Consider the following 17,888-nt stretch of genomic DNA (forward strand, 5'->3'; position numbering starts at 1 on the left):
CGCATGGCGCGCAAATACTGGATCGAGGTCGTAATGGCCGACCACGAGGGCCTCGAAGCAGCGTTCGCCAACGCCCCGGACATCCTGACCACGCCAGAGCTCGCTGAGCGGTTGAACATGACCGTCCAGGGCGTCCAGAAGTGGCTGAAAGACGGGGTCCTTCCCGGATACAAGGTCGGCCGCACCTGGTTTGTGACGAAGCACGATCTGCTCGCCACCTTCCAAGCCGGAGCAAACCGGGGGGCATCTGGAGAGGTGGCTGTCGACGTTTCAGAGGAGTCAGAAAGCTGACAGCCACGCGGAGGGGGCACAGATGCGGAGATCAAAAGACTCGTCATCCTGCCTCCTCATGCTCGACGTTCCGAAGTTGGATCTCGTCTAAGTAACCCCATCACAAACCGTGGACATAGCGAAGGGCAGTACTCCCCATGACGCGCACACACCGACTCAGCGCCGGTCTCGCCCTTCTCGCGATGCTCGGGCTGACGGCGTGCGCGACGGACGAACCGGCAGAGACCGCGGTCCCCACCGCGACACCGACGTCCACCATGTTCGTCCCGGACCTCGACCAGTTCACCCCGCCGCCCGCGGGCATCATCGACGACAAGACCGGGCAGACGACCGGGCCAAAAGCCCCCGCCGTCTGGGACGAGGCGTCTCGCGCCGCGGTGATCGCCGCCGCCGAGACCGCCATGACCGCCTACGCGCGCCCCACGGTCGATGCGAACACGTGGATTACCGAGCTCACGCCGCTGCTCACTCCCAAAGCGGCCAAGGACTACAACTACAGCCGCAACAGCAACATCCCCGCCACGCAAGTCACCGGCCCCGGCGTCATTGTGAAGGACGACAGCGTGTACCTCGCGCACGTCGAAGTCCCCACCGACGCAGGGACCTGGACGCTCATGCTCGTGCGCGAGTACGGCGACTCCCCGTGGCTCGTCGAGCGGTTCACGCCGCCTGAGGGAATCCACTGAGATGAGCGAGCAGAAGAAGGGCTCCGGCGCGCTCATCGCGCTCATCGCCGTCCCCGGCGTGGTCATCGCCATCGTCCTGAGCATGGTGATTCTGCTGGGTTCCGACCCCGATGCCTGCAACCCTGCAAAGGGGGGCGCGAGCGGCGTCTCGGTCGATCCGAACAGCGTCCCTGACGTCGAGATCGCGGGCTATGGCCGTGAGCAACTGATCAACGCCGCGAACGTGATCCTGGCCGGGAAAGACATGGGGCTGAGCGTGCGAGATCAGACCATCGGCGTCATGACCGCGATGGGCGAATCCACCCTCAACAACATCGACTACGGCGACTGGGAAACCAGCGGCGTCACGAACCCGGACGGCTCCCCCACCACCTCTATTGGCCTCTTCCAGCAGCAGGACCACTGGGGCAGCCGCGAAGAGCGCCTGGACCCGTACCGGGCTTCACAGATCTTCTTCTCCGCCATGGAGACCTCAGTGCCGCTGCCCGAGCGCGACTCCGTGGAACCGACACTGGTGGCACACCGCACGCAGGTCAACTTGGACCCGTACTACTACACGAAGTTCTGGGACGGCGCGGTGCAGATCGTCGAAGAGCTCTCCGGCACCACGACCGGCCTCAAGTCCGGTGCGGGCGCGCAGGTGTGCTCTGGTGTTGCGGGCACGCCAGGCCAGGTTTCCTCGTCCGGCTGGGCGATGCCGGGTGAGGGACCGATCACCTCGCCGTATGGCATGCGTGTCCACCCGATCTACGGGGACGCTCGCCTGCACTCCGGCACCGACCTCGCGGCCGGTGGCTGCGACGGGCCGATCTGGGCAGCCCAAGCCGGAACCGTCACGTTCCGTGGCTTCGACTCTGGCGGCAACGGCACGATCACCCTCGACCACGGTGGCGGCATCACCACCAAGTACCTGCACTCCTTCGAAAGCGGGCTCCTTGTCAACGTCGGAGACACCGTCAAAGCCGGACAGCAGATCGCGATGACCGGCACCAGCGGCCAGTCGACCGGTTGCCACCTGCACTTCATGGTCCTCGTCAACGACGAGACCGTGGACCCCGAACCTTTCCTCGCCCAAGTGGGCATCACTCTCGGATAGATGGAGCACACCGTGACCACGAATCAGGCAGTTCCCGTCATCACCGCCCGCACGGACGCCTCCGGCGTCGGCTACATTGCCGTCGACGGACAGCAAGAGCCATTCGACGCCCCCACGGTCGACGTGGCACGCGGCTACATCGTCGACAAGCTCAGCGAGATCGCCCGCACCCGCAACGAGGTTGTGCGGGCAGAGACCACCGACCCAGACGGGGTGTGGACGCTCGTCGTGGACCCGTGGGGGCGAGTCAAAGCCGAAGTGCAGCACAGCAGCGATGGCATCGACGAGGACACCGCGCAGGCTCCCCCGAAGTCGCGCACCGAACCCAAGCCCATCACCGCGCCGCAGCCGATCATCGCGACCGAGCCTGCGGCTCCCATCGCACCCGTTCAGCTCCCCGCTCCGGTGCAGCTCCCCGCTCCCGCAGCCCCGGCAGCGTCCGCCCCCGCAGCACCGTCCTACCAGGCACCAGGGGCCTTCATCTCGACGCCACCCAGAGCCGTGCCACAACAGCCGGCCCCTGCGCAGGCCCCGAGCTACGCACCAGCTCCAACCCCCACGGCCTCCGCGCCTGCGCCCAGCTACGCGGCCCCCCAGCCAGCCCCTGCGCCAGCTCAGCAGCAGCAGCAGGGTGAGCAGCCGACGCGGCGCGACGCTCGCCAGTCGTTCCTCACCCAGGAGCAAACCGAAGAGCCCGCCACGACCGGATGGCGCGGCGCGCTGTCTGGCATCGGCATTCGTCTCAGCCCGTCCGAGAACGAGCGAGCGGAACGCGCCGACGTGCAGGCCGTGAGCCAGCACTGGCCCGGACCTCGCACCATCGCCGTCGTGAACGCGAAGGGCGGCAGCTCGAAGACGCCCACCACGATCCTTCTTGCGGCCGTGTTCGCCCGCTTCGGCGGCGCAGGCGTGTTGACGTGGGACAACAACCAGACCCGAGGCACGCTCGGCTGGCGCACCGAGCAGGGGCCGCACGAATCCACCCTCCTCGAGCTGCTGCCACAGGTCGACCGGTTGCTGTCCACCGGCGCGCAGTCCGCGGACCTGGCCCACTACGTGCACCACCAGACGCGCGACCGGTTCGATGTGCTGCGCTCGCAGCCCACGAACCTCGCTCACGAGCAGCGCATGGCACCCGAGGACGTCGACGCGATCCACGCGGTCGCCTCGAAGTATTACCGGCTCGTGTTCATCGACTCCGGCAACGACGAGTCCGACCCCATGTGGTTGCGCATGATCGACCACACCGACCAGCTCGTGCTGGCTACCACCACCCGTGACGATCACGCTGAGGCGGGCGCGCTCCTGCTGGAGGCGCTGTCGCAGCGGGACGAAAAGTCGGCGCAGCTCGCGCGCCAGGCTGTCGTCGTCGTCAACCAGGCGAACGCGAAGAGCAACCGCGCCGACGTCGACCACGTCGCCAACGGCTACCGCAGCTTGGTGCGCGACGTCGCGGCGATCCCGTTCGATCCAGCCATGGTCGACGGCGTGCTGCGCTACGGTTCGCTCGGCGTCAAGACGCAGCGAGCCTGGCTGTCCGCTGGCGCTGCCGTCGCGAGGGGACTCTGACCATGCCGAACACCCAGACCGCGCAGCATGCGCAGCAGCTCGCCTCCTGGCCGCGCATGGTCGCCCTCGTGCGACCGGACGGCAGCGGATCGCTCACGATCAACGGCACCGAGCGCGCCTGCGCCGCCGCCTCGATTGAAGAGCTCCGCACCGGCATGATCGCCCGTTGTGTGTCCTACGCGATCCAGCTCGGCCGCCCCGTCCGACTCGACGTCGACGAAGCCCCGAACGCGTGGACGCTCGCCGTCCGCGCTGACGGCATCGTGCAGGAGATCGACGAGACGGGCGAGCTGCCCTCCCCCGATGGGCTCGCCCCCATCGAGGGACGATGCCGAACCTGTCGGCACCTGGAGCCGGTCATCGCCGCCGCCTGCTCGCAGTGCGCGACGCCCGAGCCCCACCGCGTGGAGCTCGACGCCACGGTCACCGAGAGCGCGCAGCTCGCCACCATCCGCGACGAAGAGAGCAAGCCACAGGAGCAGACCCGGGACCGCGCGCCGAGCGCTCCCCCGGCACGCCTCCAGCTCACCTTCAACGGGCAGCCCGCGGTCGTCGTCGACGGGCACGCCGCCATCGGGCGCGACCCCGAGCCGGTCAACGGCCGCACGCCCATCCGCGTGCAGAGCCCGCAGCAGCTCGTCTCCCGCACGCACCTGTTCGTCGACCTCGACGAGGAGGGACGCATCGTCGTCACCGACAACGGCTCCGGCAACGGCACGGAAGCGCAGACCGAGCCGCCCATGCGCCTCGACGCGGGCACGCCATACGCGCTGCATCCCGGCACGACGCTGCACCTGGGCGACGCGACGTGCCGCATTGATTTGGTCTGACGGACCCGGATTTCGAGAGGAAACGCACCCAATGCGCCGACACGCCGCTAACGACCGCGTTAACAAGCTCGGTCATCTCCATCATGGACCCATGACCGGTGACAACGCAGGTATCCGCCGCAACAGGCGTCCCGCAGGCGAGCTCGCTAAGCCATTCCAGGTGCGACTCGCAGCCGACCTCGCCGCAGAAATGCGGCAGGCAGCCCGAGCATCGGGCAACCTCTCCTACTCCCTCTACGTGGAGCGTATGGCCGCCACTCTCCGTGACGAGAATGGCCAGCTCCCGGTCTTCACCGATGATGCGGAGGCACATACGGCAGCGGCTTAAACGAAGAAGCCCGCCGCTTCCGCGACGGGCTTCCTAAAGTTTCGTAGCTCCAACCCTCTGAGTTTGGCGACCTGAGGTTCGAGCTAATCCCCACACAGTCCCGGCTACCAACCGGGGGCTTTGTAGTACCCACTCCGAGGAGGAGGTGCCCTCATAGTACCCAAATCTGTCTCGTTTGTCCCTGTGTTGGCACTGAGTCGTGCGCACGAGGGCGTCCCAACCACCCCGAGCGGGTGGGAACTGGCGAGAGCACTCAGCCCACGGCCGCGCATTCGCGTCGCGGATCGCCTCGCTGACGGCGAGGTGCTGAACGCGTACAGCCGCGATGTTTCGGTGTTCGCGGAGCAGCCGCAGAGCCCCTGGGCGATGTACCTCGCGACCGAGACCGGCGACTACCGGTTCCTCTGCTTCGACCTTGACGCGAGCCGCGGCAACACGGTCTACGACGCAGGCAAGCTCACACTTTGGTTGAACGAGCTCGGTATCGACCACGTGCTCACGAAGTCCGGTCCCAGTGGAGGGCGCCACGTCTGGCTTGCGCTCGAGGAAGAGGCATCGGCCGAGACCGTGCGCGAGCTCGCGCAGCTCGCAGCTCAGCTCCTCCCGTCGTTGGACCCCACTCCCCTTACCAATCCGCGCACGGGGTGTGTGCGTCCGCCTGGTTCCCCTCACCGCTACGGTGACTCGTCGCGGCCTGCCGGCCCGCTCGACGCACTCCTGGACCCGTCGGTGACGCCGGACCAAATGCGGGAGCTCCGGGCGTTCCTCATCGACACAGGAGCTGAAGAGCTCGCCCCGGTCACGTCTCTCACCAAGGGCATGGTCGTCGATGCTGGCGGCCACCCGCACATCACTGGTACGAAGCGCCCTCTGAGTTCGCGTGTGCGTTTGGTGCTCGACACTCCCCCAATCGATGACGCTTCCCTCTCGCTCGCTACGGTCCTGGCGGGCTGCGCGAACGCCCGCTGGACACTCGCGGACGTGCGCGAGCTCGTCGACGATGCGCCCGCGTTCGAGCACGTGCGGTCCCAGCGCCACAAGCACGGCCACCGCATCCCCCGCACCCCACAGGGCCGGGAACGCGCCCTGGTCTCCGCGTGGAGGCATGCCGTGACCTACGTGGCCGCGAACCCGTCCACGGGCGACGGCACCGATGACGGCTTCCTCACCCGCTGCGCTGCCACGGTCGAGGCCGTGGACGCGGCGCAGGCACGCGCGAACGCGATGCCAGGCCTCTGGGGCGGCGACCGTGCCTCGTCCCGCTCACGCGTCCGCACGGGCACGCACAGCACCCGCGCCGTCCTCGACGCCCTCTGCCTCTACATGGCGCAAGCCGCACAGCTCACGGTCGAGGCCGACGTGCGCCGCATCTCCGCGGACACCGGCTATGGCCGCACCACCGTGCACGAGGCGCTTCGCCGCCTCGCCACCCCGACCGACGAGGCCTCGCCGGAGTCGGCCTGGATCGTCCGTGTGGGAACCCCGGAGGGCGCCCACGCGCAGCGCTACCGCCTCTCCCAAAAGTTCTCCACAGGGGCTGGAGTTGGTAACCGGACACAAGTGCGTGCACGCCCCGCCGACCACTCCCCCCTGCAAGCTCGAACCCAGCACATCGCCTGGCTTGCGAAGAACCTGCAGGCGCTCGCGCACGACACCTTCGCTGCTCCTCGCAGCTTGGGCCGAACCGCCGGACTCGTCTACAAACACGTCGATGAAGGCTCCGTGCTCACCGTCGAGGAGCTCACCCGCAGTACCGGTCTCGACGCCCTCCGTACCCGGCAAGCTCTCCGTGCCCTCCACCTGCATGGCCTCCTCTCCCGGACCGATCACGGCTGGACTCGGGAAGAAGGCAGCTCCGTTGACGTCGTGGCGCAAACCCTCAATGTCGCGGGGCACCTCGAAGCACGTCGAGCGCGCTACGCCGACGAACGGCACTGCTGGGCGTGGTGGCAGGCGGAGGTGCAATGGATGTCGAGGCGCGGGAAGCGACGTCGTCGACGCCGCTCCCCCACGGCCGCGCAGCTGCTCAGCGTCAGCGATCGGCCGGACTATCCGAGATACCCCCGCAGCGAGGGTCGAGGCGATCACCGAGCCGCGCTCGCCCTCGTGAGGGCTGGCACCGTCAACGCTCCAGCGCTGCGCGCCGCGTGAATCTCTCGACCGAACCGAACTTCTGAGCTTTACGCTGACGACATGCGCGGCCGATACGTCATCGCGAAGACCAGCAGCGACCTCCTGTTCGAGTTCGACGCGGGCGGTGAGTTCGAGTGGGAGCCCGCCTACAGCGTCGCGCCCACGAACTCCGCCCCGATCCTGCGTCAGCACGACGGTGAGCGCGAGTTTGAGATTGCGAAGTGGGGCTTTCGGCCGTCTTGGGCAAAGGCCGGCGGCCCGCCCCGCATCAACGCGCGCCTGGAGACCGTGGCAACGAACGGCTTGTTTCGGGGCGCGTTCGCGGGGAGCCGCTGCATCGTGCCGATGAGCGGCTACTACGAGTGGGAAGAAGTGGAAGACGGCAAGCAGCCGTACTTCATCTCCTCCCCCGCAGCCGTGCTCGCCGCAGCAGGGCTACAAGCTGCGTACAAGGACGAGAACGACGAGTGGCGCTCCACGTTCACGATCATCACCCGCGAAGCCAAGGACGCCTCTGGGGAGATCCACGACCGCATGCCCGTGTTCCTCGAACCGGAGATGTTCGACCGGTGGATCAGCGCCGAGAAGATCGAGCACAAGGACGCGATGCTGCACGAGCTCGACGAAACGTCGGCTGCGGTCGCGGCGACGATCACGACGCTGCCGGTTGCTCGAGCTGTCAACAACGTGCGGAAGCTCGACCGCACCGATGCCAGCCTCATCGAAGCCATAACGCTCTAGCGGTTACCGGGGCGATGTCGTGCGCGAGGAGGTGCGGGTCTACACAACCGGCGAGAGCTGCATACGTTGCAAGCTCACCAAGAAGGCTCTGACAGCCAAAGGAATCGAGTTCGTCGAGGTCGACGTCACCCTGGCCGAGAACGCCGCAGCCCACGCCTACATCACCGACGAGCTCGGCTATACGGAAGCGCCCGTCGTGGTCGTCGACGACGAGGACCACTGGTCCGGGTTCCGTCCCGACCATATCGACCGCTTGGCCGCGCACCACTAGTAGCTGCGGTGCGATTGTCGGAGGGAGGTGCGAGACTTCCCGCATGGCTGAGCAGCAGACGAACGTTGTGACCCTCGATCTCACGGACGGTGACCGGTACGCGATCCTGGTCAACGCGCTTCAGGACTACGCCAGCGATGCCCTCGATAAGGCGCAGCAAGAGGGCAACACGACCGCGGAACGCGACCACTTCCAGAGCGTCGCTGCGACTGCCACTGAGCTGCTCGACGAACTGGGCTAACACCAGTCAGTTCGCCATCCACGCGCCAGGCGGCAGTCGGTCGTAGCTCGTGGTCAGGTAGTTGCGCCGATCCGCGAGGTAGCGGCACCCGTCGACGAAGACGGCCGCGCTTTCCAGGCCCGTCGCGGGAAGCTCGCGAAGCGAGTTCGGGTAGCAGGGCGGCACCTTCTCCCACAGCAGCCAGGAGAGCCCGTCGATGGGGCGGGTCGCGAGCGGCACCCACTGAATCTCTTTCACGAAGCGTTGCCCTTTGACGCCGAGGTAGTGGATGCGGCTGCATCGCAGGGTGAGCGCCGCGAGGGCAGTAGCGGCAGGCACGAGCTCCGCTGAGGGAACGATAGAGCCTGGATCGAACGAGGTGAACACGACCCGCAGGGTCCCACCAACCGGGGACATTTACGGCGGGCGGCCAATGCGTGCCGCGCTTCTCGGCACCCTCGGGCTTGCCTATTCCGCGCTGGCTCGCGCGTCTTCAACGTCGAATGCTGCTCGGTACTGCTCTGGCACGGAATGGATGAGTTTGAGTCGTTCGTTGGGGTTGATGAACACACCAGGTTGAACCCCCACCCACGTGTGCATGGCCCGTGACCAGGCCTCGACCGACTCCTGCACCACGAGCCCGATCAGCCGGGCGTAGGTGTCGGGTATCAGCCAGGACGTCGAGAGGTGGATTTGCTCCCCGTGAACGACTCCGGACATCCCCGAGTAGGTCTCCCCAATCGTGGGAATTTCTTCGGTCACCCGCTGCGAATACTGAAACCGGGTCTTCGCGTGCGCCCGTCCCACGATGACCTGGGACACCTCGTCGGTGGAGATTCCTTTTTCGTGTGGCGCACCACGCGGACGCCGCTCTTCGCCAGGTCCTGCACGATGCCTTCGCGGAGCACGCGGTGTCGTTCTGCGTCGCTGGTGAGGGAGCCGGAGATGCTCTTTTCCAGAGACCGGAACAGTCCCGCGTATCCACGAGCTGCGCGCTCGTCCGGTTCGACATTCGCTGCGAGCGCCCACGACGTTGAGGCTGCGACCTCTGCGATGGACCTCGCAATTGGCATCGCCGGCAGCGGGTAGAAGGTGCCTTGTTGCAGCAAGATATCGAGGCCAAGCAGGTGCGAGAGCATGGCGTTACTCGTCGCCTCGGCGTGAGCGACTTTCCACTGAAGCGCGAGCTTGTGCTGTCCCTGAGCCGCAGCGGCAGCCTCTATGCCGTATGGCGTGGAGGCGGATGCGGCGGCGAGCCGGCCCGCGTACCTCAGTGTTGAGGCGTCAACGTGCGTTCGGCACTGCCGGACGATGCGTCGCGCAGCGTCGGCAGCGAGCTGGAAACGGGCGTCATCATCGGTCATAGGCAGGTTGGGTGAGGAGTCGGGCTGCGGCTATGGGCGGGCAGCCGGTGTGGTGTGCGGGGTCTGGACGTACTGGGCGACCGCGTCGCGGACCACCTGGGAGATGGAGATCCCGCGCTCTTGCGCGACGAGGCGGACTTGCTCGTCGAGGAAGGGGGTTGGGCGCACCTTCCACACGTGGGATGCGGGGGCAGTCGCGTCGAGACGTGGACGTCCCTTGGCGACGCGCACGGCCGATTCCAGATCGCCCGTGCCCGCTGCCTCGATGAGGGCGCGCTGGGCGGCCGCGGCCGCGGCCGGACCGCGACGGACCGTGCCCTTCTTGGGGAGCAGCGCGCCAGCTTCCGCCTGTGCTGCGAGTTCGGTGTAGTCACTCATGGTCTTCTCCTTCAGTCGGCAGGTCTCGGTACAGGTCGCTCAGTTCCATCACGTGGAAGATCACGAGGTCACGCGGTGGGCGGTGGGCTGCGATGACTTCGAGGTAGCGCTCTGTCTGCGCGTGCGGGTGGCCGATGTACACCGTGGTGGTCTCCCCCGGCTTCCCATCGAGCTCGGCTGCGGCCTCGGCATGCGTCATCGCGTAGAGCGCATCTTCACGCGAAATGCCGTGCTTCGCCGCGCTTGGCGTCCACCGAATACCCATGCAAAAAACGTACCACAAAAAGCGACCACGAAACAGGGGGTGACAGGCGTGATTCGGAGCAACGCGACCGTCCGCCGGCTCCGTCGCGAGGAGTGTTGTTCAGCCGCAGCTGGAAGTGGGCTGGGGGGTCTGTCCGTCACTCGTGACGAGTTGCGGTGCGCCGCAACTCGTCACGTTGTTCTCTTCGGGTGTGCTGGTCGAGCACACCCCGGTTTCCGGGAGGACGAGGGTGACGAGGCGCGCTTGCTCGTGGTGTCCGGCGAGCTCGTCCGCGATGGATCGCACTTGCTCGTACCCGGTGAGGAGCAGGAAGGTGGGGGCGCGGCCGTAGCTCTTCATGCCGGCGATGTAGAAGCCGGGTTCGGGGTGGGTGAGCTCGTCCACGCCGTGCGGGTAGACGGTGCCGCAGGAGTGCGCGTTCGGATCGATCAGGGGTGCGAGTGCTCGGGGTGCTTCCACGACGGTGTCGAGGTCGAGTCGGAGTTCGCGCAGCAGGTCAAGGTTGGGGCGGAACCCGGTCGCGTTGACGATCACGTCGACGTCTACGGAGGCGGCGACTCCGGCGCGAAGCCCGGTGACTCGAACGCCACCATCTTCCGCGGGGGCGAGGGCGTCGATCTCGAACTGGTCGAGGAGCTGGACCTGCCCGGAGGTGACGAGCGCCCGGGTGGCCCCGCCGAGTTCGCCTCGCGCTGCGAGCTTGTCGTGGGCGGACCCGTATACGCGGGTGGGCTGTTTGCCACGGATGGCCCAGAAGATCTGTGTGGCAGGTTCCCGCTTGGCGAGGGAGGCGAGTTTCAGCAGGGTGTTCGCGGCGGAGTGGCCGGCACCGACGACGAGGACGCGTTTCCCGGCGAATTGAGCACGGTCGTGTCCGAGCACGTCGGGGAGGGCGTGGCTGAGGTGCTCGCGCACCTGGTTTGCGCCGATGGGCTCGAGGCCGCTGGAGCCGATGGCGTTGCTCGTCTCGTACGTGCCGGACGCGTCGATCACGGCACGCGCGAGCGTTTCGGTGACCCCCGCAGTGGATTCGGTGCGGAGCACGAAGGGGGCGCGTTCGCGTCCGAGTGTGCGGGTGCGGTCCATGCCGCGGCGGGTGACGGCGAGCACCCGGTGGCCGTAGCGGACGCGGTCCGCGAGGGCGGGGACCGCGGCGAGCGGCAGGAGGTAGTCGTCGACGAGCTGCTGCCCGGTGGGCAGGGTTTTGGCGGGTGGTGCGTTCCAGTCGGCATCGTCCAGGAGGCGCGCGGCGGCTTCGTCGACGAGGTACTCCCACGGTGAGAACAGGCGCGTGTGTCCCCACGCTGCGACAGAGGCTCCAGCTTGGTCTCCTGCCTCGAACACGACCACCTCCTGCCCTCGCTCCAGCAGCTGCGCGGCGGCGGCGAGGCCGATTGGCCCCGCGCCGATGATCGCGACCGGCAACGCGTCGAGCCCGGTGGTCGATGCTGGGGTGGTCGCTGGGGAGGTGGTCATGACTGGCTCCTTGGGTTAGCGGACGGGTGTGGCGGCCGCGTCGAGTTCAGCGGTGGCAGCCTGCGGGTAGGTGGCGAGGCCCGCGGAGGCGAGGTAGTGCTCCGCGTCTTGGGCTGCGGCGCAGCCGGTGCCCGCAGCGGTGATCGCCTGCCGATACCGGAAGTCGACCAGGTCGCCTGCCGCGAACACCCCCGTGAGAGAGGTGTGGGTGGTGGGTGCGCTCACGCGCACGTACCGGTTCTCGTCGACGTCGACCTGCCCGTCGACGAGCTCGCTGCGGGGGTCGTGGCCGACGGCGATGAACAGCCCCGTCGCGGGCAGCTCGTCGAGCTCACCTGTGACGGTGTCGCGCAGGCGCAGCGATTCGAGGTGATCAGTGCCGACCGCTTCGAGCACCTCCGAGTCCCAGCGCACGGTGATGCGCGGGTTCGCGAACGCACGATCCTGCATGATCTTCGAGGCGCGCAGCGAATCGCGGCGGTGGATGAGGGTGACGCTGTTCGCGAAGCGAGTCAGGAACATCGCCTCCTCCAGGGCGGAGTCCCCGCCCCCGACGACGGCAATATCTTGACCCTTGAAGAAGAACCCGTCACACGTCGCACACCAGGACACCCCGTGCCCGGTCAACCGCTCCTCACCCGGAACACCGAGCTTCCGGTACGCGGACCCCATGGCGAGCACCACGGCGTGCGCATCGAACGTGCCCGAGTATCCGGTTTCAACGGTCTTGACCGGACCCTCGAGCTGCAACTCCGTGGCGTCGTCGACGACGATGCGCGTCCCGAACCGCTCCGCCTGCTGCCGCATGTTCTCCATCAGGTCGGGGCCGAGGACGCCGGCCGGGAAGCCCGGAAAGTTCTCGACCTCCGTGGTGTTCACGAGCGCGCCGCCCGCTTCCACGGCGCTGGTGAGCAGCACCGGAGAGAGTCCTGCGCGGGCGAGGTAGATCGCAGCCGTGTACCCGGCCGGGCCGGAGCCGACGACGACGACGTTCTCGACGCTCACGCGCGGGAGCCTTCGAGCGCGATGGGGGTGACGCCGAGGCCGGCGAGCAGCTCGGTGACGTGCGTGTGGAGCTGGTCGCGGATCGCCCGCACCTCGTCGGCACCCAGCCCGGACGGATCGGTGAGGTTCCAGTCCTGGTATTGCTTGCCCGGGTAGACCGGGCAGGCATCGCCGCAGCCCATCGTGATCACGACGTCCGCGGCCTGCACGACATCGTCGGTGAGGGGCTTGGGGAACTCCTGGCCGAGGTCGAGGCCGAGCTCCGCCATCGCGTCGACCGCTTCCGGGTGAAGGGTCTTCGCGGGTGCGGAACCCGCGGAGCGCACGTGCACCTTGTCGCCGGCCAGCGCCTGGGTGAGGAGCGCGGCCATCTGGGAACGGCCCGCGTTCTGCTCGCACAGGAAGAGGATCTCCGGCACGGGGCGAGCGATGTCGCCCTTCGCCTGCGCGAGCGCCGTCAGTCGGTCTTTGACGAACCTGGTCGTGTTGGTGATGAGGTGCGCCTTGACGGTGGAGGTGCGCAGGAGTGCCGCGTACGACTCGAGCACGTATCGCTCGACCGTCTCTCTGTTCAGGATGCCCGTGAACTGCTCGGCGAGCTGGTCGGCAAGGCGGTGCAGGGCTGCTTCGGGGTAGGCGAGGCCGGGCAGTCCGCGGCGCTGGCTCAGATCAGTCATGGTCGGCTACGCCTTCGCGGGAAGGAGCTCGGCGATGAGCGCTTCGACGCGCTGCTTGATGTCGTCGCGGATGGGGCGCACGGCCTCGATGCCCTGGCCTGCGGGGTCGTCGAGCTTCCAGTCCTCGTACCGCTTGCCGGGGAAGAACGGGCAGGCGTCGCCGCAGCCCATCGTGATCACGACGTCGGAGGCCTGGACGGCTTCCGTGGTCAGCACCTTCGGGGTGTTCCCCGCGATATCGATGCCTTCTTCGGCCATGGCCTCGACGGCGACGGGGTTGATCTGGTCTTTCGGCTCGCTCCCCGCGGAGAGCACCTCGATACGCCCACCTGCGAGGGCGGTGAGGTAGCCGGCGGCCATCTGGGAGCGGCCAGCGTTGTGGACGCAGACGAACAGCACGGAAGGTTTCGTGGACATCAGGGGCCTTTCACAGAGGTGGGTGGAGCGGGGTCAAAGAAGGAGGTGGAGCGAGTCAGGCGAGGGTGGACGTCGACGCAGCGGGTGCCGGGCTGGCTGCTGCGGCGGGGAAGAGCCGGGGGCGCAGCCAGAGCGCAACGTAGACGAGGGCCACGAGCACGGGCACCTCGATCAGTGGGCCGACGATGCCCGCGAGGGCCTGCCCGCTGGTCGCGCCGAACGTGCCGATGGCGACGGCGATCGCGAGCTCGAAGTTGTTGCCCGCCGCCGTGAACGCGAGCGTCGTGGTGCGCTCGTAACCGAGCCCCACGAGCTTCCCGAGCCCGAAGCCGAGGAGGAAGGTGACGGCGAAGTAGATGAGCAGCGGCAGGGCGATGCGTGCGACATCCATTGGGCGGTCGATGACCTGCTGCCCCTGGAGCGCGAAGAGCATGACGATCGTGAACAGCAGCCCGTAGAGCGCGAATGGGCCCACCTTAGGGAGGAACCTGGACTCGTACCAGTCGCGGCCCTTCGTCGATTCCCCGATGCGGCGGGACAGGTAGCCGGCGAGCAACGGGATACCGAGGAACACGAGCACGCTGATCGTGATCGCCCAGAACGAGAAGTCCGCACTGGTCGTGGGCAGGCCCAGCCAGGACGGGAGCAGCTGGAGGTAGAACCAGCCAAGCGCCCCGAACATGATGACCTGGAACACGGAGTTTAGCGCCACGAGGAACGCGGCCGCTTCCCGGTCCCCGCAGGCGAGGTCGTTCCAGATCAGCACCATCGCGATACAGCGTGCGAGCCCCACGATGATGAGCCCGGTCCGGTATTCGGGCAGATCTGGCAGCAGCAGCCACGCGAGGGCGAACATGAGGGCGGGGCCCACGAGCCAGTTCATGACGAGCGAGGAGATCAGCAGCTTCCGGTCCCCCGCGACGGCCCGTGCATCCGAGTAGCGGACCTTCGCGAGCACCGGATACATCATCACCAGCAGCCCGATGGCGATCGGCACGCTCACCGAGCCGATCTCGAAGGTGTGCAGGAACGCGCCGACGGAGGGCACGAACACCGCCAGCAGGAGGCCCACTCCCATGGCCAGGAGAATCCAGACGGGGAGAAGGCGATCGAGGGTGCCGAGCCGGGCAGGTGCGGTGGGGGTGCTCATGAAACTCCAGATCTGCCGGCTTCGGCAGTTGACATCGATGCTGATCGATTCGAGTATTGTCACCATATCGATGGCTGTCAATCTGACCGGGAGGAGTTCAGCTGTGGTTCAGCCTTTTGCCCCCGACTCGTAACCGGTGTTCGCGGTTGGGGGTGGCAGCTTGCGGATCTAGACTCGGGTGATGACTGGTCCCGAGTTTGCGTCCGTTGACGCCACGCCGTCGGGTCCGTTGAGTCGCCCCGCCGCTGAGGCGCTCGCGAGTACGTTCCGAGCCATCTCAGATCCCACTCGGCTGCAAGTGCTGAGCATGCTGCTCGGGAGTGCGACCGGGGAAGCGACGGTGGGTGAGCTCGCGACCAGTTTGGGGCTTCGTCAGCCCACCATCACGCATCACCTGCGCATCCTGCTCGAGGACGGAATCTTGACCCGCGAACAGCGTGGCCGCCACGTGTGGATGTCGATTGCGCGCGAGCGCAAGCAGGAGATCGTCGACCTATTGAGGTAGCCATGCACGTCCCGCCGGGATCGCTCGCACGACCATTGGACGATGAGTCAGCGCACGCGCGTTCGCGGCAGCTGCATCTTCTCGCGTCTCCCGCGAATCTGCGAGTGCTGAGTGCTCTCGCGGCTCGCCCCGCCGAGCACACACCGCTTGCGGCACTCGCGGCCGGCATCCAGCTGTCCAGCTCGGAGTTCGCCGCGTCGCTGTCTGCGCTGGAGGAGGTGGCGCTGGTGTTCTGGGATGCGAAAGGGGCTCCGCAGTTGACGGCCGAGGCGTGGATACGCTTCGGCCGTCTCCTCGCCGGCACGCCGATCGCGATCGCATCTCTTCCTGATCGGCCCCGGCCGCCGGTTGCGGGGTTGGAGCGTGTTGTGCGGGACCTCTCGGATCGGTTCGCGTCCGTGCTCTCCGTGGAGACGGTCCGAGAGTACGTCGAGCGCAGCTACGAGCTGTTGGTGCCGCGGGTGAACGCTGACGACCATCTGGTGGCGATGACGGCGCAGTTCGCGACCTCGCGCCTCGATGCGCTGGTGGCTGCCACCGGGCTGCGACCCGCGGCGATCCCTGAGGTGCTGTTCGTGTGTGTGCAGAACGCCGGCCGCTCCCAAATTGCGGCCGCGGTGCTTCGTCACCTCGCCGGCGAGGGTGTGCATGTCCGGACGGCGGGCTCCAAACCGGCAGACGTTGTTCACCCGAGTATCGTCTCGGCGTTAGCGGAGATCGGTGTCCCGTTCGCCTCGGAGTTCCCGAAGCCGTTGACGGACGAAGTCGTTCAGGCGGCCGACTTCGTGGTCACGATGGGGTGCGGGGATGCGTGCCCGGTGTATCCGGGGCGACGGTACATGGACTGGCCGATCGCGGATCCTGTCGGTCGCTCCGAGGGCGAGGTGCGGGAGATTCGCGATCAGATCGTGGATCGCGTCCGGAACCTCATTCAGACGTTGGCGTCGCCGAGTCGGTGAGCGTCGGACTGAGTCTTGGGACGCCGCCGCTTCGTGGATCGAGGAGGTCGGGGGTCCCGGGAGCAGAATCGGTGATGCGCAGACGGAGGCGTGTGGCGATGGCGCGCACGTTGCGGGTTCCGCCCACCGCGATCGCGAGCTCAGCGAAGCTTGGCGTGACGGGGTAGGCGCGCGCGAGACAGTGGAGGAGATCGAATTCTCGACCGACGAGGGCGAGGTCGTGTCCGTGCCAGTGCGCTCGAGTGATGTCAACTTCGAGGAGGAGCTCTCCGAGCTGGAGCCGCTCGACGAAGTGAGGCTCGGGCAGTTCACCGAGTGCGACCCGCAGCGTCGCTGCGGACACGGGCGCGGGGATCGCGTAGGTGCGCGAGTGTCGGGCACGAGCAGTGGTGACGCCGGGGCGGGCCCGGGGGCTCACCGCGAGGAAGAGGGGGGCCTCGGTGAGGGACCGGACGAGGGTGGCCCCCTCGTCCGGTCCCACGTCTGCGTGCTCGCTGCTGAGGACCACCGCGTGGGCCGCGTGCTGGGCGAGGTCGAGCAGCGCGTCCACGAATGCTGAGTAGTGGACGAGCGCCATTCCGAGGTGACGAAACTCGGCGGCTCGGCTGCGCGTCACGTAGTTCTGGCGGCCGATGGTGACGACTCGCAGCTGCCCGTCAGCAGCCGTGAGGGCTGCACTCACCCAAATCGCCCGCTGATGTAGTCCTCGGTGCGCTTGTCGGCCGGGTCTTCGAAGATCTTCGTCGTCTGGTCGTATTCGACGAGCACGCCGGTGCGGTCACCGCTCGTCTCATCGGCCAGTGCCGTGAAGAACGCCGTGCGATCTGCGATGCGGGCCGCTTGCTGCATGTTGTGCGTCACCACGACGATCGAGTACTCGCGTCGCAGATCGTGCATGAGATCTTCGATGCGGGTCGTCGCGATCGGATCCAGGGCGGAGCAGGGCTCATCCATGAGGATCACGTCCGGGCGCACGGCGATCGTGCGGGCGATGCAGAGACGCTGCTGCTGCCCACCGGAGAGCCCGAACGCGCTCTGCTTCAGCTTGTCTTTCACTTCGTTCCAGAGCGCCGCCTTCGTGAGCGCCTCTTCGACAAGGTCGTCCATCGAGGACGGCTTCATGCCGACCACGCGCGGCCCATACGCAATGTTGTCGTAGATCGATTTGGGGAACGGGTTGGGCTTCTGGAAGACCATGCCGATACGTCGGCGCACGGAGATCGCGTCGACGTCTTTCGCGTAGATGTCCTGCCCGTGGAAGAGGACTTTGCCCTCTACACGGGCTCCGTCGACGAGGTCGTTCATACGGTTCAGCGACCGGAGCAGCGTTGACTTGCCGCAGCCCGATGGGCCGATGAGGGCGGTGATCTCGTTCTTGCCGAAGGTGAGGTCCACGTTGGTCACGGCCCGGAACGAGCCGTAGTACACGTCCACGCCATGGCATTCGATGACCGGCTCGGGAACGGCGGGAATCTGGGGACGCTTGCGGGTTGCGATGTGCAGGCCGTCGGAGAGGTTGGTGGTGGC

General features: G+C 67.3%; 24 protein-coding genes. 12 read left to right on the top strand and 12 right to left on the bottom strand.

Annotated features, from left to right (window positions below; translation table 11 throughout):
- The first annotated feature begins 3 nt into the window (after window positions 1-3).
- The 10 genes from FHX72_RS18105 (at window position 4) to FHX72_RS18150 (ending at window position 8,186) form a co-directional block, all read left to right on the top strand.
- On the top strand, window positions 4-291 hold the full coding sequence (locus FHX72_RS18105) for a helix-turn-helix domain-containing protein (protein WP_235812757.1): 288 nt from the start codon (window positions 4-6) through the stop codon (window positions 289-291).
- Window positions 292-428: 137 nt separating this feature from the next.
- Window positions 429-977 (top strand): hypothetical protein, encoded by a 549-nt coding sequence (locus tag FHX72_RS18110; protein ID WP_183626929.1) that lies wholly within the window; start codon window positions 429-431, stop codon window positions 975-977.
- Between the two features lies 1 nt (window position 978).
- A complete protein-coding gene (locus FHX72_RS18115) occupies window positions 979-2,073 on the top strand; it encodes a M23 family metallopeptidase (protein ID WP_183626930.1) in 1,095 nt (364 codons plus the stop codon).
- Window positions 2,074-2,085: 12 nt separating this feature from the next.
- Window positions 2,086-3,642: an AAA family ATPase gene (locus FHX72_RS18120; RefSeq protein ID WP_338110173.1), complete on the top strand. Its 1,557-nt coding sequence runs from the start codon at window positions 2,086-2,088 to the stop codon at window positions 3,640-3,642.
- Between the two features lie 2 nt (window positions 3,643-3,644).
- The gene (locus FHX72_RS18125) at window positions 3,645-4,472 is read left to right on the top strand and encodes an FHA domain-containing protein (protein ID WP_183626933.1); all 828 of its coding nucleotides are present in this window, start codon (window positions 3,645-3,647) and stop codon (window positions 4,470-4,472) included.
- A gap of 91 nt (window positions 4,473-4,563) precedes the next feature.
- Entirely contained in the window at window positions 4,564-4,800 is a 237-nt protein-coding gene (locus FHX72_RS18130) for a hypothetical protein (RefSeq protein ID WP_183626935.1), read from the top strand.
- 183 nt (window positions 4,801-4,983) lie between these two features.
- Window positions 4,984-6,951 carry a bifunctional DNA primase/polymerase gene (locus FHX72_RS18135; RefSeq protein WP_183626937.1) on the top strand — a complete coding sequence of 656 codons (1,968 nt, stop codon included), beginning with the start codon at window positions 4,984-4,986 and terminating at the stop codon, window positions 6,949-6,951.
- Window positions 6,952-6,993: 42 nt separating this feature from the next.
- Window positions 6,994-7,674 carry an SOS response-associated peptidase gene (locus tag FHX72_RS18140; protein ID WP_183626939.1) on the top strand — a complete coding sequence of 227 codons (681 nt, stop codon included), beginning with the start codon at window positions 6,994-6,996 and terminating at the stop codon, window positions 7,672-7,674.
- A 19-nt stretch (window positions 7,675-7,693) separates the two neighbouring features.
- On the top strand, window positions 7,694-7,945 hold the full coding sequence (locus FHX72_RS18145) for a glutaredoxin domain-containing protein (RefSeq protein ID WP_183626941.1): 252 nt from the start codon (window positions 7,694-7,696) through the stop codon (window positions 7,943-7,945).
- 43 nt (window positions 7,946-7,988) lie between these two features.
- Window positions 7,989-8,186, top strand: coding sequence for a hypothetical protein (locus FHX72_RS18150; protein ID WP_183626943.1), 198 nt, complete (start codon window positions 7,989-7,991; stop codon window positions 8,184-8,186).
- A gap of 6 nt (window positions 8,187-8,192) precedes the next feature.
- Here FHX72_RS18150 and FHX72_RS18155 read toward each other — a convergent pair whose 3' ends face one another.
- From FHX72_RS18155 to arsB, 10 genes are all read right to left on the bottom strand, one after another.
- Complete coding sequence (locus tag FHX72_RS18155) at window positions 8,193-8,552, bottom strand: hypothetical protein (protein ID WP_183626945.1); 360 nt, start codon at window positions 8,550-8,552, stop codon at window positions 8,193-8,195.
- A gap of 81 nt (window positions 8,553-8,633) precedes the next feature.
- On the bottom strand, window positions 8,634-8,927 hold the full coding sequence (locus FHX72_RS18160) for a hypothetical protein (RefSeq protein ID WP_183626947.1): 294 nt from the start codon (window positions 8,925-8,927) through the stop codon (window positions 8,634-8,636).
- Entirely contained in the window at window positions 8,924-9,529 is a 606-nt protein-coding gene (locus FHX72_RS18165; RefSeq protein ID WP_183626949.1) for a hypothetical protein, read from the bottom strand. Before FHX72_RS18165 ends, FHX72_RS18160 begins: the two co-directional genes overlap by 4 nt.
- 30 nt (window positions 9,530-9,559) lie before the next feature.
- Window positions 9,560-9,907 (bottom strand): hypothetical protein, encoded by a 348-nt coding sequence (locus tag FHX72_RS18170; RefSeq protein WP_183626951.1) that lies wholly within the window; start codon window positions 9,905-9,907, stop codon window positions 9,560-9,562.
- Window positions 9,900-10,172, bottom strand: a complete 273-nt coding sequence (locus FHX72_RS18175) for a hypothetical protein (RefSeq protein ID WP_183626953.1) — start codon at window positions 10,170-10,172, stop codon at window positions 9,900-9,902. The genes FHX72_RS18170 and FHX72_RS18175 overlap by 8 nt, the downstream gene beginning before the upstream one ends.
- A gap of 99 nt (window positions 10,173-10,271) precedes the next feature.
- Complete coding sequence (locus FHX72_RS18180) at window positions 10,272-11,648, bottom strand: FAD-dependent oxidoreductase (protein ID WP_183626955.1); 1,377 nt, start codon at window positions 11,646-11,648, stop codon at window positions 10,272-10,274.
- A gap of 15 nt (window positions 11,649-11,663) precedes the next feature.
- Entirely contained in the window at window positions 11,664-12,653 is a 990-nt protein-coding gene (gene trxB / locus FHX72_RS18185) for a thioredoxin-disulfide reductase (protein WP_183626957.1), read from the bottom strand.
- Window positions 12,650-13,330, bottom strand: a complete 681-nt coding sequence (locus FHX72_RS18190) for an arsenate reductase ArsC (protein ID WP_183626959.1) — start codon at window positions 13,328-13,330, stop codon at window positions 12,650-12,652. The genes trxB and FHX72_RS18190 overlap by 4 nt, the downstream gene beginning before the upstream one ends.
- A 6-nt stretch (window positions 13,331-13,336) precedes the next feature.
- Window positions 13,337-13,747, bottom strand: coding sequence for an arsenate reductase ArsC (locus FHX72_RS18195; protein WP_183626961.1), 411 nt, complete (start codon window positions 13,745-13,747; stop codon window positions 13,337-13,339).
- Window positions 13,748-13,802: 55 nt separating this feature from the next.
- Window positions 13,803-14,897: an ACR3 family arsenite efflux transporter gene (arsB, locus tag FHX72_RS18200; protein ID WP_183626963.1), complete on the bottom strand. Its 1,095-nt coding sequence runs from the start codon at window positions 14,895-14,897 to the stop codon at window positions 13,803-13,805.
- 181 nt (window positions 14,898-15,078) lie between these two features.
- Here arsB and FHX72_RS18205 point away from each other — a divergent pair, with 181 nt between their 5' ends.
- Window positions 15,079-15,402, top strand: coding sequence for an ArsR/SmtB family transcription factor (locus FHX72_RS18205; RefSeq protein WP_183626965.1), 324 nt, complete (start codon window positions 15,079-15,081; stop codon window positions 15,400-15,402).
- Between the two features lie 104 nt (window positions 15,403-15,506).
- Entirely contained in the window at window positions 15,507-16,361 is an 855-nt protein-coding gene (locus tag FHX72_RS18210; RefSeq protein ID WP_221187056.1) for an arsenate reductase/protein-tyrosine-phosphatase family protein, read from the top strand.
- On the opposite strand, the gene FHX72_RS18215 is transcribed toward FHX72_RS18210, so the two are convergent.
- Both FHX72_RS18215 and pstB read right to left on the bottom strand, forming a co-directional pair.
- Window positions 16,330-17,043 (bottom strand): response regulator transcription factor, encoded by a 714-nt coding sequence (locus tag FHX72_RS18215; RefSeq protein ID WP_183626968.1) that lies wholly within the window; start codon window positions 17,041-17,043, stop codon window positions 16,330-16,332. The genes FHX72_RS18210 and FHX72_RS18215 overlap by 32 nt on opposite strands.
- Window positions 17,040-17,810, bottom strand: coding sequence for a phosphate ABC transporter ATP-binding protein PstB (gene pstB / locus FHX72_RS18220; protein WP_338110175.1), 771 nt, complete (start codon window positions 17,808-17,810; stop codon window positions 17,040-17,042). The genes FHX72_RS18215 and pstB overlap by 4 nt, the downstream gene beginning before the upstream one ends.
- Window positions 17,811-17,888 lie beyond the last annotated feature (78 nt).

Origin of the sequence: Pseudoclavibacter helvolus (assembly GCF_014191305.1) — a bacterium.
In the GTDB taxonomy this organism is placed as follows: Bacteria; Actinomycetota; Actinomycetes; order Actinomycetales; family Microbacteriaceae; genus Pseudoclavibacter; species Pseudoclavibacter helvolus.

Excerpts from the sequence above, each read along its gene's own strand:
- FHX72_RS18130 (WP_183626935.1), top strand. The coding sequence starts at position 4,564 with ATGACCGGTGACAACGCAGGTATCCGCCGCAACAGGCGTCCCGCAGGC.
- FHX72_RS18150 (WP_183626943.1), top strand. The coding sequence starts at position 7,989 with ATGGCTGAGCAGCAGACGAACGTTGTGACCCTCGATCTCACGGACGGT.
- FHX72_RS18190 (WP_183626959.1), bottom strand. The coding sequence starts at position 13,330 with ATGACTGATCTGAGCCAGCGCCGCGGACTGCCCGGCCTCGCCTACCCC.
- FHX72_RS18105 (WP_235812757.1), top strand. The coding sequence starts at position 4 with ATGGCGCGCAAATACTGGATCGAGGTCGTAATGGCCGACCACGAGGGC.
- FHX72_RS18125 (WP_183626933.1), top strand. The coding sequence starts at position 3,645 with ATGCCGAACACCCAGACCGCGCAGCATGCGCAGCAGCTCGCCTCCTGG.
- arsB (WP_183626963.1), bottom strand. The coding sequence starts at position 14,897 with ATGAGCACCCCCACCGCACCTGCCCGGCTCGGCACCCTCGATCGCCTT.
- FHX72_RS18110 (WP_183626929.1), top strand. The coding sequence starts at position 429 with ATGACGCGCACACACCGACTCAGCGCCGGTCTCGCCCTTCTCGCGATG.
- FHX72_RS18195 (WP_183626961.1), bottom strand. The coding sequence starts at position 13,747 with ATGTCCACGAAACCTTCCGTGCTGTTCGTCTGCGTCCACAACGCTGGC.
- FHX72_RS18205 (WP_183626965.1), top strand. The coding sequence starts at position 15,079 with ATGACTGGTCCCGAGTTTGCGTCCGTTGACGCCACGCCGTCGGGTCCG.
- FHX72_RS18115 (WP_183626930.1), top strand. The coding sequence starts at position 979 with ATGAGCGAGCAGAAGAAGGGCTCCGGCGCGCTCATCGCGCTCATCGCC.
- FHX72_RS18175 (WP_183626953.1), bottom strand. The coding sequence starts at position 10,172 with ATGGGTATTCGGTGGACGCCAAGCGCGGCGAAGCACGGCATTTCGCGT.
- FHX72_RS18140 (WP_183626939.1), top strand. The coding sequence starts at position 6,994 with ATGCGCGGCCGATACGTCATCGCGAAGACCAGCAGCGACCTCCTGTTC.
- FHX72_RS18165 (WP_183626949.1), bottom strand. The coding sequence starts at position 9,529 with ATGACCGATGATGACGCCCGTTTCCAGCTCGCTGCCGACGCTGCGCGA.
- FHX72_RS18180 (WP_183626955.1), bottom strand. The coding sequence starts at position 11,648 with ATGACCACCTCCCCAGCGACCACCCCAGCATCGACCACCGGGCTCGAC.
- FHX72_RS18170 (WP_183626951.1), bottom strand. The coding sequence starts at position 9,907 with ATGAGTGACTACACCGAACTCGCAGCACAGGCGGAAGCTGGCGCGCTG.